The organism is Amycolatopsis sp. NPDC059021, assembly GCF_042739895.1.
Taxonomy (GTDB): Bacteria; Actinomycetota; Actinomycetes; order Mycobacteriales; family Pseudonocardiaceae; genus Amycolatopsis.
Window position 1 is genome coordinate 1 of record NZ_JBHYIQ010000163.1, and the last position, 15524, is coordinate 15524.

Genomic DNA, 15524 nt, shown 5'->3' on the forward strand with positions numbered 1-15524 from the left:
GCTCCGTACCGGACACTGAATGTCCCGAACGGAGCGTTCGCGACACGGCGACGACGCCGCGTCCTGGCTCAGCCGGCGCGTTTGAGGAGGTCGATCGCGTCCGTCTTGCGGGGCGTCGCGAGGTGCTGCGCGGCGATCTCGTAGTTGTCCAGGTTGTGGTAGTAGCCCGGCCTGGCGTCGAAGACGAAGCTCGTCTCCTGTTCGGCCGGGCCCTCGGCGAGCGTCGTCTCCCAGTGTTCCAGCGCGGCGGGCATGTCGTAGGGCAGGGAGACCAGGTCGCTCTGGTACCACTCGGCGCCGTCCCGCTCCGAGAGGTACCAGCCCTTCGGGAGATCCCCGCCGGGGATCACGTAGACCTGCCTCGACCACGACTCGAACTCGTAAAGCGCGGCGGCGAACTTCCGCCACTGGGGCGGGAACAGCGGCACCGCGACCTCCTGCCACCACTCGCGCACCAGGTCCTGGAGCTCGGGCTGGCTGTGCAGGGACCGCAGCGCCTCGGCGATCGCCGGCGACTCGGCGAGCACCGGGATCTTGCTCAGGAAGGCGACCGCGGCCGGGTCCGAGGACCGTTCGAAGTACTCCTTGACGCTGCGGATCGCCTGCGACTGGGTCACCCCCGCGAGGTCGGACAGCGGCTGCCACACGTGCCGCAGGAACTGCTGCTCGCCGAGCACCCGAGCCCAGAAGACGAACCGCTGCATCTCCAGGTTCTCCGCGAGTGTCGACGTCCGGTTCGCCAGCACGTACTCGAAGTCGTCGTCCTCGCCGCGGATGGTGACGAAGCCGTGCACCTCGCGTTGCTCCACATAGGACGTATTGGGCAGCAGCAGCATCGGGTACACCGCGATGCGCGAGACCTTCTTCGCGAGCCTGTCATACCCCGCGAAGAACGACTCCGGTGTCTCGCCCGGCGCGCCCCAGATGAGCTCGCCGTAGCATTCGAGGCCTTCCTCCGCCAGCCAGTCGACCAGGCTTTCCCACTGGTTGACCTTCATGTTCTTGCGGAGCATGTTGGTGAGCGCGGCGTCGTCGAGTGTCTGCAGCGCGAGCGTGAACAGGCTCTGCAGGCCGTGTTCCTTCAGCCTGCGCACGATGTTGAAGAACCGTGCCGACTTGTTCTTGGCCCAGCTGGTGATCAGCGCCTCGGGGTACCCGTACTTCTCGCGCGTCTTGATGACCAGCTCGACGAACTCCTCGTCCGCTTCGAGCAGGCCGAAGTTCGAGTCGCAGAGCACGAGGGACGGTGCCTTGTGGAAACCGAACAGGTCGACCTCCTCGGCGAGGCGCTCGGTGGAGAACGACCGCATCTTCTGCCCGACGGCGCCGCCCCAGTAACAGAACGAGCACTTGTACGGGCAGCCGCGGTTGGTCTCCATCAGCGCGACGTCGTACCGGAAGTTGCCTGCACCGTCGGCCATCGGGATCGCACCGGTGAGGAACGGCGACGGGATGACGTCGAGATCGTTGATGCGATCCCGGTCCGGCGCGGAGTGGAGCGTCCCGTCCGGACGACGGTAGGATACTCCCTTGATGTCCACGGGGTCGAAGTCCTCGCCGCGATGCGCGAGCAGGTAGTGCGTCAGCTCGTGGAAGCAGTGCTCACCCTCGCCGTTGACGACCACGTCGATCCACGGCATTTCCCGGAAGACCCGCTCGGACTGATACGCCACGTGGGTCCCGCCGAACACGACGAGCCCGCGGGGATTGATCTGCTTGAAGGTCTCGGCGAGCGCCCCGAAACTGCGGTAGTTCCAGCCGAGCACCGAGAACGCGAGCACGTCGGGAATCTCGCCGCCGAACAGCGCCATCGCCATCTCTTGCAATTTCTGCCCACCACGGAAGTTGCAGATCTCCGCGACGGCCTCACCGTCCAGGCTGCGATCGGCGTCGATCACCGCCTTGAGATAGCCGACGGCCAACGGCATCGAGTCGACCGGCATGTCCCAGGCACCTTGCTGAACCAGACGGATTTGCAGCATCTTTTCGGCCTCCCTGCTTGCCAACCGCGCACCACGGTAGTCAATCCGGGAGAACTCAACTTCTCCATAACTGCCCTTACCAGCGTACCCGCGCGGCATTTCTCGCGACGTGCCACAAATTCGGGCAAAGGCTACAAAAGAGAGGAAATTCACCGGCCCGCAGGTAGTCTGAGGCGCGGACGATCACCGCGGAACGGGAGTGTGGAGATGTACGACATCGATGTCGCCGAGGTCTGGGATCCCGTCTACCGCGGCCGCGGGCGGGATTACCGGGCAGAGGCGGCCGAAGTCAGCGCACTGATCCGGCAGCACAAGCCGGGCGCGGCGAGCCTGCTCGACGTCGCCTGCGGCACCGGCGAGCACCTGCGCAGCTTCCGCGACCACTTCGCGCGGGTCGCGGGTGTCGAGCTCTCCGCGGACATGATCGCCGTCGGCAGGGCCCGGTCACCGGAGCTTTCCCTTACCCAGGGCGACATGCGCACCTTCGACCTCGGCACCCGCTTCGACGCGATCACGTGCATGTTCAGCTCTGTCGGACATCTCGACACGCCCGCGGAACTCGCCACCGCGCTGAAACGGTTCGCCGCGCACCTCGAACCCGGCGGCGTGGTGATCGTCGAACCGTGGTGGTTCCCGTCGACGTTCCTCGAAGGCTATGTCACCGGCGACATCGTCGAAACCGGCGGCAGGACCATTTCCCGCGTCTCGCATTCCTCACGTGAAGGCACCAAGAGCCGCGTCCACATCCATTTCACGGTCGCGAGCCCCCTCGAAGGCCTCCGCCACTTCACCGAGAGCATTCTCGTGTCGCTGTTCACCCAGCGGGAGCACGAAGCGGCTTTCGAAGAAGCGGGCTTCGCGGTCGAATACGTCGAGGGCGGCCCGCAGGGACGCGGCCTGTTCGTGGGCGTCCTCAAATAGCGGTCCGCACCGGAAACCGCACGCCAGGAGATGCCATCTCCGCATCGGGCCGCCACGGTGGACACGGTGCCGGCCCGCCCCGGGCCGGGCCCGCCGTCGTGGAGGGAAGGCACCGTCATGTGCGGAATCGCCGGCTGGGTTTCGTTCGACCGCGATCTGCGCCGGGAGCAGGCCACCCTCGACGCGATGACCGATTCGATGGCCGAGCGGGGCCCGGACGAGCGGGGTACGTGGGCCGACGAGCACGCCGCGCTCGGCCATCGTCGGCTGGCGATCATCGACCTGCCCGGCGGACATCAGCCGATCAGCGCGGACCTGCCGCGCGGCAAGGTCGTGATGGTGTATTCGGGCGAGGCCTACAACTTCGTCGAACTTCGTGAGGAGCTGCGCGCGCGTGGCCATCGGTTCACCACGAGGTCCGACACCGAGGTGGTGCTGCGTGCCTACCTCGAATGGGGCGAAGCGAGCGCGGAGCGGCTCAACGGCATGTACGCCTTCGCCATCTGGGACGCGGCCGAGCGCAAGCTCGTCCTGATCCGCGACCGGATGGGTGTCAAGCCGCTCTACTACTACCCCACCCCGGACGGTGTGCTGTTCGGCTCCGAGCCCAAGGCGATCCTGGCGAACCCGCTCGCCGCACGCGTGGTGGACACCGACGGCATCCGCGAGCTGTTCGCGTTCGTCAAGACCCCCGGCGACGCCTTCTGGCGCGGGATGCGGGAGGTGAAGCCGGGCACCGCGGTCACGGTCGGTCCGAGTGGGATCCGCGAGCACACTTACTGGACCCTGCGCACCCAGGAGCACACCGACGACCGGGACGGCACGGTCGCACGGGTCCGGGAGCTGCTCGAAGACATCGTGCGCCGCCAGCTCATCTCCGACGTGCCCCGGTGCGCGCTGCTGTCCGGTGGCCTCGACTCGTCCGCGATGACCGCGATCGCGGCCAGGCAACTCGCCGCGACGGGTGAGACCGTTCGCAGCTTTTCGGTGGACTTCGAGGGACGTACCGACGACTTCGTCGCGGACGTGATCCGGCCCGACGCCGACACTCCCTTCGCGCACGAAGTTGCCCAGTGGGTCGGCTCGGCGCATCAGGACATCGTGGTCGACGCCGCCGCGCACGGCGATCCGGGCATCCGGGCCGCGGTCCTGCGCGCCAGGGACATGCCCGCCGGCAACGGGGACATCGACACCTCCCTCTACCTGTTGTTCCGGGAGATCCGGCGGCATTCCACCGTCGCGCTTTCCGGCGAATCGGCGGACGAGGTGTTCGGTGGGTACCTGTGGTTCTCCGATCCGGTGGTCCAGCAGGCGGACATGTTCCCCTGGCTGGTCCGCTGGGGCGAGTACTTCGGCGACGACACGCAGATCCTCACCCCGGCCGCGCGGAAGATCCTCGATCTCGACCGCTATCTCGGCGACAACTATACGGACGCGGTGGCCGGGATCGAACGGCTCGACGGCGAAAGCGAATTCGAGTGGCGGCAGCGCAAGATCAGCCATCTGCACCTGACCCGCTGGGTGCGCGTGCTGCTGGATCGCAAGGACCGCACCAGCATGGCCACCGGCCTCGAGGTCCGCGTGCCGTTCTGCGACCACCGGCTCGTCGAGTACGTCTACAACGCCCCGTGGTCGCTGAAGACCTTCGACGGCAAGGAAAAAAGCCTGCTGCGTGCTGCGACCGCGGATCTGCTCCCGCAGTCGGTGCTGCGGCGGGCGAAGGCACCGTATCCGTCCACACAGGACCCGCGCTACGGCGCCGCGTTGCGGGTGGCCGCCCGCGAACTGCTGGCCACGCCCGCCCATCCGGTGTTCGACCTGCTCAGCTACGACTGGCTGAAGAACTGCGTGTACGAGCAGGCACCCCAGGCCACCTATGCGTCGCGCTCCGCGCTGGAACGCGCCCTGGACCTCGCGCAGTGGTGGGACATGTACTCGCCCGCGGTGGCGTGGTGAGCACCATGACGCACCCGCACCAGACCTGATTCGTCGCTCGATCGAACGGGAGGCCGCTCCGATGTCCGAAACCGGGCCCGACCCACGTCGCTGGAAAGCCCTCGCGGTGTTGTGCGTCGCCAGCCTGTTCATCACGCTGGACTCGCAGATCGTGACCCTGGCGCTGCCGTCGATGAAGACCGATCTCGGGCTTTCCAGCGACGGCATGCAATGGGTGCTCAGCGGGTACCTGCTCAGCTTCGGTGGCCTGCTGCTGCTCGGCGGCCGTTCGGCGGACCTGCTCGGCGCGCGCCGGGTGTTCATGATCGGCACGTTCCTGTTCCTGGTGAGTTCCCTGCTGTGCGGGCTGGCCTGGAGTCCGGGCGTGCTGCTCGCCGCGCGCGTCGTGCAGGGCATGTCCGCGGCGATGATGGCACCGAGCGCGCTGTCGATCCTGATGACCACCTTCACCGAGCCCGCCGAGCGCAACAAGGCGCTCGCGTTCTGGTCGGGCACGATGGGCTTCGGCGCGACCGCCGCGCTGCTGATCGGCGGCCCGATCACCGAATTCCTGGGCTGGCCGTGGATCTTCCACATCAACATCCCGGTCGCCGCCGTCCTGCTCGTGCTGAGTCCGGTGGTGCTGCGGGAAAGCAGGCCTGCCGCGGGCAAGCGGAGCTTCGACCCGGTCGGCGCGCTGACGATCACCGTGGCGCTCGTCGCGGCCGTCTTCGCGATCGCCGAGGCACCCCGGCGAGGCTGGGCGGATCCGCTGACGATCGGTATGCTCGCCGGCGCCTTCGTGCTCGCCGGAGTCTTCGTCCTGGTCGAGCGGCGCTCGGCCGCTCCGCTCGTGCCGTTGCGGATCTTCCGTTCCCGCGGTCTGGTCGGCGGGAACCTCGTGATGGCGCTGCTCGGCGCGTCGGCGTTCGGCATGGCGCTCGGCACTTCCCTGTACGGGCAACAGGTGCTCGGCTACTCGGCCGTGGCATTCGGCCTCGGTTTCCTTCCCATGACGGTGGTCAACATCGGCGGCTCGGCGCTCGGCCAGTCCATGGTGGCCCGGTTCGGCGTCCGGACGGTCGCCGTCGCCGGGCTGCTCCTGATCGGCACCGGCTGCCTGCTGCTGACGACGATCTCCGCGAACGGCGACTACTGGCTCGACCTGTTCTTCGCGCTGGTGATCTTCGGACCCGGCCTGGGTGCCTGCTTCGTCGCGTCGTCTATCGCCGCGCTCAGCTCGGTGGCGCCGGAGGAATCGGGGCTCGCCTCCGGGATCAACACCGCCGCCTTCCAGATCGGCGGCGCGATCGGCGTCGCGATCGTCACCTCGGTCAGCACGTCCTTCGCGACCGCGGCGGAACCCAAGGTGGCCATCACCGAGGGACTGCGAGCGGGCTTCGGCGTCGTGGTCCTTTTCGCGCTCATCGGGATTGCCGTCACTGTCACTCTGCTCGCTCCCCCGCGACGTGCCAAGACCGAATCAGTGGAGCCGACGCGAAGTGGCGTCTGAGTACTACACGAGGAGAGAAATGGATTTGCCAGAAATCGCGTCCCGGGAAGAGTTCACTGTCGCTCGCAAGAAACTTCTCGAGAGCGAAAAGGAACTGAGCCGCGCGCGGGACCGGGTGAACGCCGAGCGCCGCGCCCTGCCGATGGTCGAGATCGAGAAGGACTACGTTTTCGACGGGCCGGACGGAAAACTCTCGCTCGGCGACATGTTCGAGGGGCGCAGGCAGCTCATCGTCTATCACTTCATGCTGCAGCCCGGATCGCACCATCTGTGTCCCGGCTGCACGATGTTGTCCGACAATGTCGGTCACCTCGCCCATCTCCATGATCGTGAGACGACCTTCGCCGCGGTGTCGCGTGCGCCCCTGGCCGAGATCACTCCTGTGCACCAACGCATGGGCTGGGCCTTTCCCTGGTATTCCAGCGAGGGCAGCGATTTCAACTACGACTTCCACGTGACACTGGACGCCGACGTCGTTCCCATCGAGTACAACTACCGCACCGCCGAGGAACTCGAGCAGGCCGGCCTGGGCTGGATGCTGGGAGAACAGCGCGACTGGCACGGGTTGAGCGTGTTCCTCCAGCGCAAAGGATGCGTCTACCACACCTATTCGACCTACGCCCGCGGCACGGACCTGCTCAACGGCACGTTCAACTATCTGGACCTGACCCCGCTCGGCCGTCAGGGCGATGGGTTCTTCTCGCCGTCTCGCGAAGGAATGGAGTGATTCCGTGGAATCGCGCTACGCCGAGGGCACCATCGAAACGGTCAGCTACACCGACAACGAGCTGGGTCCCGAAGATCCCGGCGGCATCAGGCTGTTGTACACCATTACCGAGTTCCATTACACCGGCGAGATGAACGGAACCGGCTATCACGTCTACATCCAGCGCATCGATCCCAGCGGCGTCGGCCCGTTCCGGGTGATGGCGCGGGTCGTCGGCAGCCTCGGCGGGAAACAGGGCACCTTCATGACCGAGGGGTCCGGCACCCGGGGCCCGGCCGGGCCGATCGAGGTCGACTGGAACATCGTCCCCGGCACCGGAACCGGTGAGCTGGCAGGCGCGACCGGGTCCGGCAAGGTCACCACCACCGATGACGGCGTGGTCCGGTACACGCTCTCATACAGCGTCCCGCACAGCTGAGATCACGGCACCGACCTGGTCGTCGGTGAGATGCGGGCCGATCGGCAGGCTCAGCACCTCGCCGGCCAGCCGCTCGGAAAGCGGGAACGGGCCAAGGCCGAGCGGCTGGTAGGCGGGCGAGGCGTGCACCGCGACCGGATAGTGGACGAGCGTGCCGACCCCGGCCTCTCCCAGCCGCGCGGCGAGCGCGTCCCGGTCCGCCGCGCGCACGACGAACAGGTGCCACGCGTGCTCGGCCCACGACGCGACCTCCGGCAAGTCCAGGTCCAGGCCCTTGAGCCCGGCCAGATAGCGATCCGCGACCCGGGCACGCCGCGCGTTCCACTCGTCGAGCCGAGCCAGTTTGACCCGCAGCACCGCGGCCTGGAGTTCGTCGGTACGCGAGTTGGTCCCGAGCACCTCGTGCCGGTACTTGACCCGCGAACCGTAGTTCCGCAGCAGGCGGACCTTGTCGGCGAGCTGACGGTCCGAGGTGACCACCGCGCCGCTGTCACCCAGCGCGCCGAGATTCTTCCCCGGATAGAAGCTGAAGGCCACAGTGGACGGTGCCGCACCGATGCGACGTCCATTGTGGACGGCTCCGGGCGCCTGTGCCGCGTCTTCGACGACCGCCAGCCCGTGCCGATCCGCGATGGCCCGCACGGTGTCGAGGTCGGCGGGATGGCCGTACAGGTGCACGGGCAGGATCGCCTGCGTGCGTGGCGTGATGGCGGCTTCGATCCGCGCGGGGTCCATGGTGAACGTGGCCGGGTCCGGCTCGACCGGCACCGGCGTGGCGCCGACGTCCGACACGGCCAGCCAGGTGGCGATGAACGTGTGCGCGGGCACGATCACCTCGTCGCCAGTCCCGATGCCGAGCGCCCGCAGAATCAGCGTGAGCGCGTCACCCCCGCTGCCGACCGTGACGCAGTGGGCCGCGCCGCAGTAGGCGGCGAACTCGGCTTCGAACGCCTCCACCTCCGGTCCGAGCAAGTACCAGCCGGACCGCAACACCCTCCCCACCGCGTCGTCGATTTCCTCGCGTAGTTCGAGATAGGGCGCGCGCAGGTCGAGAAAGGGAACCGTCACTCCAGAAGGGTGTGCTCGCCGCCCGCGGGCGGACATCTTCGAAAATGCGGAGCCGGTGCGAGAAAGGATGTTTTCGGGACGAACTTCGCCAAAGGCGCGCTATGGTGGGCCGGTCACGTTGAGTAACCGACTGAAGGAAAAGCAGAGAAGATGACCACATTTGTGTTGATCCACGGCGCCGGTGATGTCGGCTGGGCCTGGCATCTGCTCGAAGCGGAACTGCGCAGGGACGGGCACGACACGGTGGCACCCGACCTGCCCATCGAAGACGACTCGGCGGGCCTGGCCGAGTACACCGACGCCGTGGTGACCGCTGTCGGAGACCGCGAGGACATCGTGGTGGTCGGTCATTCGTTCGGCGGAATCGTCGCGCCGCTCGTGGCGGAGCGGCTTTCCGCCAAGGTGCTCGTGCTGCTCGCCGGCATGATCCCGGCCCCCGGTGAGACGACGAACGAATGGTGGGGCAACACCGGCTACGGCCCGGCCTCGCAGGAGGCGGCCGAGCGCGATGGCGGCCTCACCGGCAACGGGGACCCGTTCGTCAGCTTCTACAACGGCGTGCCCCGCAAACTCGCCGAACAGGCGATGAGCAAGGAGCGCCGGCAGTCCGAGGCGGCGATGGACGAACCGTGGCCGCTGGAGCAGTGGCCGGACATCCCGACGAAGTTCGTGCTGTGCACCGAAGACCGGTTCTTCCCGCCGGAGTTCTTCCGGCGCCTGGTCAAGGAACGCCTGGACATCACCCCGGACGAGATCGCGGCGTGCCACTGCGCGGCGCTGGCCAAGCCGAAGGAACTCGCCACCCTTCTGCGGTCCTACACCGACTGAGCAGTCAGCGAGATGCGGGTCGCGCGAATGGGCTGAAACCCTGACAGATGCCGCAAAGCATCCATGGGAGGACTGTCATGCGCGTCCTGTTCGTCACCTGCCTCAACAAGTCGCAGGTCTACATCCTGACGCCGCTGGCATGGGCGATGCGCACGGCCGGGCACGACGTGCGCGTCGCCGTCCCGCCCGATCTCGCCGAGGACGTCGCCGCGATCGGGCTGGCCGCCGCGCCGATCGGCGAGCTGATGCCGAACCTCAAGGAGGATCTGGCCGAGGCCGAACCTCCGCAGAAGACCGCGTCGGACGCCGACCCGCACAACCGGGTCAAACCGCACCAGTCCAACTACGGCTGGGAGGACCCGCCCGGCGAGTTCGTCCATCTCGCCGAGGACTTCTTCCCGATGCTCACCCCGGAAGGGATGTTCGAGGGGCTCATCGACTACGCCAAGGCGTGGAAGCCGGATCTGATCATCTGGAACACCCTCGCGTTCGCGGGCCCGATCGCGGCGCGCGTCACCGGTGCCGCGCACGCCCGCCTGCTGTGGGGCGTGGACGCGATGGCCCAGGTGCACGCCAAGTTCGTCGAGAAGCGGGACGCGGAGGGCCTCACCGACCCGATGAAGACCTGGCTCGGCCCGAAACTCGAGCGCCACGGCCATTCCTACGACGACGAGATCGCGCTCGGTCAGTGGACCATCGACCCCGCACCGCAGTCGCTGTTCCACCCGCAGGGCACCGGCGTGCACTACGTGCCGGTGCGGCAGGTGGTCTTCAACGGCCCGGCGATCGTGCCCGGCTGGGTCAACGAACCGCTGACGCGCAAACGGGTCTGCCTCACCCTCGGCTTCTCCCACCGCGAATCGCATGGCATCGAGGCCTCCACCGCCGATCTGCTGGAAGCCGTGTCGGACCTCGACGTCGAGGTGGTCGCGACCTTCAGCGCCAAGCAGCTCGCCTCGCTGACGCGGCTGCCGGACAACGTCCGCCCGGTCGAGTTCGTGCCGCTCGGCCCGCTGCTGGCAACCTGCTCGGCGATCGTGCACCACGGTGGCACCGGCACGTTCGGCACGGCGATCGAGTACGGCGTACCGCAGCTCATCGTGCCCGGAACGTACTGGCACGAGAAGTGGTGGGCGCCGGTTTCGCAGGCGAACATGCTGGAGGAGCGCGGCGCGGGCATCTATGTCGGCGACTCCGACCAGCTGACGCCGGAAAAGCTCCGCGCCGATCTGTCCAAAGTGCTCTCCGACCCGTCCTACGCGCGTGCCGCCGAGCGCCTGCGCATCGACCAGGCCGGGGTGCCCAGCCCCAACGAGATCGTTCCCCAGCTGGAGCGGCTCACCGCGCAGCATCGCCGGAACAGCTAGAAAACGCTCCGACAGAAAGGAACCGTGATGAGTCCGGACGCCGCGACCGCAGGCCGGCGCGAATGGCTGGGTCTGGCGGTACTGGCACTGCCGACCCTGCTGCTCGCGATCGACCTCGGCGTGCTCTACCTCGCGCTGCCGAAGCTGAGCGAGGATCTGCACCCCAGCAGCACCCAGACCCTGTGGATCATGGACATCTACGCCTTCATGACCGCGGGCTTCCTGGTCACCATGGGCACGCTCGGCGACCGGATAGGCAGGCGCAGACTGCTGATGATCGGCGCCACCGCGTTCGGGATCGCCTCGGTGTTCGCCGCCTTCGCGCCGTCGGCGGAAACGCTGATCGTCGCGAGGGCGTTGCTCGGCATCGCGGGCGCGACGCTGGCACCGTCCACTTTGGCCTTGATCAGCACCATGTTCACCAACGAGGGCGAACGCGGCAAGGCCATCGGCGTGTGGATGAGCTGCTTCATGGCGGGCACCGCACTCGGCCCGGTGGTCGGCGGGGTGCTGCTGCAGTGGTTCTGGTGGGGTTCGGTGTTCCTGCTGGGCGTCCCGGTGATGATCGTGCTGATCGTGGCCGCGCCGAGGCTGCTGCCCGAGTACCGTGATCCGAACGGCGGCAAGCTCGACCTGGTCAGTGTGGCGCTTTCGCTGGCCACGATCCTGCCGATCATCTACGGCATCAAGGAGATCGCGCACGGCGGCGCCGGGGTGCTCCCGCTCGCGATCATCGCCGCCGGGCTCGTCGTCGGGGTGGTTTTCGTGCTGCGGCAACGGAAACTCGCGAACCCGCATGTCGACGTCGGCCTGTTCCGGTTCCCCGCGTTCTCCGGCGCGCTCGGCGCGCTGCTGCTCGGCCCGGCCGTGATGGGCGGGGTGGGCCTGTTCGCCAACCAGTTCCTGCAGATGGTGGAGAACCTTTCGCCGCTGCAGGCCGGGCTCTGGGCGGTACCGTCCGCACTCGCCACGGTGGTGAGCGCGATGTACGCGCCTTCGCTGGCCCAGCGGATTCGTCCCGGCTACATCGTCTGCGCGGGTGCGGTGATCCTCACGATCGGCGCGCTGGTGCTGACCCAGGTGACCAGCGAATCGGGCCTGGCGACGCTGGTCATCGGGATGACGCTGGTGTTCTTCGGGTTCGGGCCGATGGCCTCGCTCGGCACCGAGCTGATCATCGGCGCGGCGCCGGAGGAGAAGGCCGGTTCGGCGGCCTCGATGTCGGAGACGAGCAGCGAACTCGGCGTCGCGCTGGGCGTCGGCATCCTCGGCGCGGTCGGCACCGCCGTCTACCGCGGCGAGATCGCGGGCACGTTGCCACAGGGCGGCCCCGAGGCGGCCAAGGACACCCTCGCCGGCGCGCTCTCGGCGGTCACCGACGGCGGGAGCGCCGTGCTCACCGCCGCGCGGGCCGCGTTCACCAGCGGCCTCACCACGGTCGCGCTGGTGTGTGCCGGGATCGGTGTCGTGCTGGCGGTGCTCGCGGCGTCCCTGCTCCGGCGGGTCGGCGCACCGGAGCCGTCGCCCGAGCCGTCGGCGGCGCCGGAGACGGAGACGGAGACCGCGGCGGCCGAGGTCGTCTGACCCTTCACACGAGAAAAGGGGCTCCCACGCGGTGTGGGAGCCCCTTTCTCTTGCGGCGTCAGGGAAGGTCGGTGTGGACGAGCCCGGCGCTGATGGTCACCAGCACGCGCCAGCGGCCCCACCGGTCCCGGGTGTAGGTCTGCGAGCTGATGAACTTCTCCTGGAACTTGTCGTCGGGGAAGGTCAGGGTCGCGTTCGTGAGGACGAACGCGGTGCCGCAGTCGACGACCTCCTTGGCGATCGGGAAGGACGACGTGAAGCGCATCGCGAACAGGCCGCGGAACAGCTCCCTGATCGCCTGCTTGCCGTACTGCACCGTGCCGTCGGGGTCGACCTTCGTGGCGTCCTCGAGGAAGAACTCGGCGAACCGGTCGGCGTCGCGGGCGTCGAAGGCGGCGTTGTAGGCGCGATTGGTCGCGTCGAACTGGGCGCGGCAGGCGGCGAGCGGATCACGGTGCTGGGTCGCGGAACCGGCCTGCGCCGGCGCGGCGAGCAGACCGGTCGCGCCGAGTACCGCGGCGGCGATGGCTGTTTTCCGGAATTTCCTCATCGGGTTTCTCCTGAACACGGTGGGGGGATGACCGTTTTCTTTTTTCCGCCGCCAAGCGCCGCCGGAGAATATTCCTCCGGCGGCGCCTGGTGGTGGTACTGGGTGCGATTCAGCCCGGCAGCCCCGCCTTTCTGCCCGAACGGCGGAGCCACCAGGCGACCACCGCAATGTTGACGATCCAGTTCAGCCAGAAACCGGCGAACTGGGCGATGGTCAGCACGGTCGTTTCGGAATCGGGGAAAATCGGCGCCACGGCATACCAGGCGCCGGTGAACAATGCCCGCCCGGTGAGGATGCTCGTCGCGAGGCCGAAGCTGTAGAGCATGAACCGGCGGTGGTCGGCCCAGCGCCGCTGCCGAGCGGCGACGTAGCCCGCGGTGGTCACGCCGAGGGTCAGCACCGCCCACAGCGACGAGCCGACCGCGCTGAGCCCGGTCAGGATGCCGAACGGCATGACGGCCAGGGAAAGCACCGCGGAGGGCCCGATGCCCGCGAAGACGTACAGCCGCCCGCTGAGCCGGTGCACGCGGGGGTGGCGCCGCCGCAGCCACGAGGACACCTGCAGGCAGACGGTCACGAGCGCGATCGTGCCGGTCGCGATGTGCGCGATCAGCAACGGATAGTGCAGGCGGAAACCCTCGTTGACCGGAATCAGCGACTGCCCCGGGTCCAGCGTCAGATATCGCGGTAGATACAGGATCATGAATGCCGCGATCAGGAGGCCGAGCAGGATCATCCCCGGCCGGAACCATCGCCTTCGCACGGATTTCTCCGGCGGCGGTAGTGGCCGTCTCAATTCCGGCGTCTGCGTCATGATCACTCCCCAGTACGACAGGTGAATCCCTCGATGCAGCACACGCTATGTGCCGCGATGCCCGAATTCGTCTTGCATCGTGCGCAGACTGTGCAACACAGGAGTGGGAGAGAATTGCCCGCCGCTCCTATTCTGCTGAAGAAAGCGCATCCGAGGAGGAGCAGATGTACGACTACGTGATCGTCGGGGCCGGCTCGGCGGGTTGTGCGCTCGCCGCCAGGCTGAGCGAAGACCCGGAAGTGAAGGTCTGCCTCATCGAGGCGGGGCCCGCGGACACTTCACCGAACATCCACGTGCCCGCGGCGTTCTCGAAGCTGTTCCGTACCAACCTGGACTGGGACTACGACACCCACGACGAGCCGTTCCTCGACCGCCGCCGGATCTACCTGCCGCGTGGCCGCGTGCTGGGCGGGACGAGCTCGATCAACACCCAGATCTACATCCGCGGCAACCGGCTCGACTACGACGGCTGGGACCAGCCCGGCTGGACCTTCGACGAGCTGCTCCCCTACTTCAAGCGCTCCGAGGACAACGAACGCGGCGAGTCCGAGTTCCACGGCACCGGCGGTCCGCTCACGGTGTCGGAGAACCGTTCGCGCAACCCGATGTCCACCGCGTTCGTCGATGCCGCGGTGGAAGCGGGCTTCGCGGCGAACGACGACTTCAACGGCGCTTCGCAGGACGGCTTCGGCTACTTCCAGCTGACCCAGAAGGACGGCCGCCGCGCGAGCACCGCCACCGCGTTCCTGCACCCCGCGCTGGGCAGGCCGAACCTCACGGTCGAGACCAACTTCGCGGTGCACCGGGTGCTGATCGAGAACGAGTGGGCCGTCGGCGTGACCGGACAGCGCCTCGACGAGGAGATCACGATCCGCGCCGAGCGCGAAGTCATCCTCGCGGCCGGTGCGTACAACTCGCCGCAGCTGCTGATGCATTCGGGCATCGGGCCCGCCGCGCTGCTCGGCCCGCTGGGCGTGCCGGTGGTCGTCGACCAGCCGCTGGTCGGCCAGAACCTCCAGGACCACGCGCTGATCCCGCTGGTGTTCCCGCACGAGCACCCGGTGAGCATGCTCGCCGCCGGCGCGCCGGAGAACTTCGAGCAGTTCATGGCCGAGGGCCGCGGACCGCTGACCTGCAACGGCCCCGAGACCGGCGGCTTCGTCCGCACCAGGCCGGAACTGCCCGCCCCGGACGTCGAGTACCTGTCCGCGCCGGTGATGTTCATCGACAGCGGGCTCGCCATGCCGACCGCGCACGCGCTGACCTTCGGCCCGTCGATGCTGACGCCACGCAGCCGCGGCGCGGTGACCATCGCCTCCGACGACCCGACGACGAAACCGCGTATCCAGCACAACTTCTTCGCCGAGCCGGAGGACCTCACGGACGCTGTCGCCGCGCTGCGAATCGGGCTCGACATCTCGCGCCAGAAAGCGCTGCGGGACTACGCGTCGGCCCCGTACCGGCCGCCCGCCTCCGACTCGGACGCGGACCTGACCGACTACATCCGCCGCTTCACGCACTCGATCTACCACCCGGTGGGTACATGCGCGATCGGCTCGGTGGTCGACACCGAACTTCGCGTCGGCGGGGTCGGCGGCCTGCGCGTCGCCGACGCCTCGGTGATGCCGGTGATCCCCCGCGGCAACACCAACGCCCCGACCATCGCGATCGCGGAAAAGGCCGCGGACCTCATCCGCAAGGCCACCGCCTGAGCCGTCTGTCCACTTCAGACTCGCATGCCGTTAAGGCCACCTTACGGGCGTCTGACGCCCGTAAGGTGGCCTTAACGGCATTGTCCCGGGCGGGCGGCGGGGCCG

Annotated in this window: 13 protein-coding genes; 9 read left to right on the top strand and 4 right to left on the bottom strand. The window is 68.0% G+C overall.

Going from position 1 to position 15524, the window contains the following annotated elements:
* Positions 1 to 68: 68 nt before the first annotated feature.
* Positions 69 to 1982 (bottom strand): KedN5 family methylcobalamin-dependent radical SAM C-methyltransferase, encoded by a 1914-nt coding sequence (locus tag ACFWX1_RS46080; RefSeq protein ID WP_378396270.1) that lies wholly within the window; start codon positions 1980 to 1982, stop codon positions 69 to 71.
* Between the two features lie 207 nt (positions 1983 to 2189).
* Here ACFWX1_RS46080 and ACFWX1_RS46085 point away from each other — a divergent pair, with 207 nt between their 5' ends.
* The 5 genes from ACFWX1_RS46085 to ACFWX1_RS46105 all read left to right on the top strand — a co-directional run bounded on the left by ACFWX1_RS46085 (position 2190) and on the right by ACFWX1_RS46105 (position 7496).
* A complete protein-coding gene (locus ACFWX1_RS46085) occupies positions 2190 to 2903 on the top strand; it encodes a class I SAM-dependent methyltransferase (protein ID WP_378396271.1) in 714 nt (237 codons plus the stop codon).
* Positions 2904 to 3020: 117 nt separating this feature from the next.
* On the top strand, positions 3021 to 4859 hold the full coding sequence (gene asnB, locus ACFWX1_RS46090) for an asparagine synthase (glutamine-hydrolyzing) (protein WP_378396272.1): 1839 nt from the start codon (positions 3021 to 3023) through the stop codon (positions 4857 to 4859).
* Between the two features lie 61 nt (positions 4860 to 4920).
* Positions 4921 to 6351, top strand: a complete 1431-nt coding sequence (locus ACFWX1_RS46095) for an MFS transporter (RefSeq protein WP_378396273.1) — start codon at positions 4921 to 4923, stop codon at positions 6349 to 6351.
* 19 nt (positions 6352 to 6370) lie between these two features.
* Positions 6371 to 7078 carry a DUF899 domain-containing protein gene (locus ACFWX1_RS46100; protein ID WP_378396274.1) on the top strand — a complete coding sequence of 236 codons (708 nt, stop codon included), beginning with the start codon at positions 6371 to 6373 and terminating at the stop codon, positions 7076 to 7078.
* 4 nt (positions 7079 to 7082) lie between these two features.
* A complete protein-coding gene (locus tag ACFWX1_RS46105; protein ID WP_378396275.1) occupies positions 7083 to 7496 on the top strand; it encodes a DUF3224 domain-containing protein in 414 nt (137 codons plus the stop codon).
* Here the strand turns inward: ACFWX1_RS46105 and ACFWX1_RS46110 are convergent.
* Positions 7473 to 8564, bottom strand: a complete 1092-nt coding sequence (locus tag ACFWX1_RS46110) for a DegT/DnrJ/EryC1/StrS family aminotransferase (protein WP_378396276.1) — start codon at positions 8562 to 8564, stop codon at positions 7473 to 7475. The two genes, ACFWX1_RS46105 and ACFWX1_RS46110, sit on opposite strands and share 24 nt — an antisense overlap.
* 150 nt (positions 8565 to 8714) lie before the next feature.
* On the opposite strand from ACFWX1_RS46110, the gene ACFWX1_RS46115 reads away from it, so the two are divergent.
* The 3 genes from ACFWX1_RS46115 to ACFWX1_RS46125 all read left to right on the top strand — a co-directional run bounded on the left by ACFWX1_RS46115 (position 8715) and on the right by ACFWX1_RS46125 (position 12343).
* On the top strand, positions 8715 to 9392 hold the full coding sequence (locus ACFWX1_RS46115) for an alpha/beta hydrolase (RefSeq protein WP_378396277.1): 678 nt from the start codon (positions 8715 to 8717) through the stop codon (positions 9390 to 9392).
* Between the two features lie 77 nt (positions 9393 to 9469).
* Positions 9470 to 10759, top strand: a complete 1290-nt coding sequence (locus ACFWX1_RS46120; RefSeq protein ID WP_378396278.1) for an activator-dependent family glycosyltransferase — start codon at positions 9470 to 9472, stop codon at positions 10757 to 10759.
* A 27-nt stretch (positions 10760 to 10786) separates the two neighbouring features.
* Complete coding sequence (locus ACFWX1_RS46125; RefSeq protein ID WP_378396279.1) at positions 10787 to 12343, top strand: MFS transporter; 1557 nt, start codon at positions 10787 to 10789, stop codon at positions 12341 to 12343.
* Positions 12344 to 12401: 58 nt separating this feature from the next.
* Here the strand turns inward: ACFWX1_RS46125 and ACFWX1_RS46130 are convergent, their stop codons facing one another.
* The gene (locus tag ACFWX1_RS46130; RefSeq protein WP_378396280.1) at positions 12402 to 12893 is read right to left on the bottom strand and encodes a YybH family protein; all 492 of its coding nucleotides are present in this window, start codon (positions 12891 to 12893) and stop codon (positions 12402 to 12404) included.
* Positions 12894 to 13002: 109 nt separating this feature from the next.
* Positions 13003 to 13707 carry a DUF2306 domain-containing protein gene (locus tag ACFWX1_RS46135; RefSeq protein ID WP_378396281.1) on the bottom strand — a complete coding sequence of 235 codons (705 nt, stop codon included), beginning with the start codon at positions 13705 to 13707 and terminating at the stop codon, positions 13003 to 13005.
* A gap of 164 nt (positions 13708 to 13871) precedes the next feature.
* Here ACFWX1_RS46135 and ACFWX1_RS46140 point away from each other — a divergent pair, with 164 nt between their 5' ends.
* Positions 13872 to 15419, top strand: coding sequence for a GMC family oxidoreductase (locus tag ACFWX1_RS46140; protein ID WP_378396282.1), 1548 nt, complete (start codon positions 13872 to 13874; stop codon positions 15417 to 15419).
* Positions 15420 to 15524: the final 105 nt, after the last annotated feature.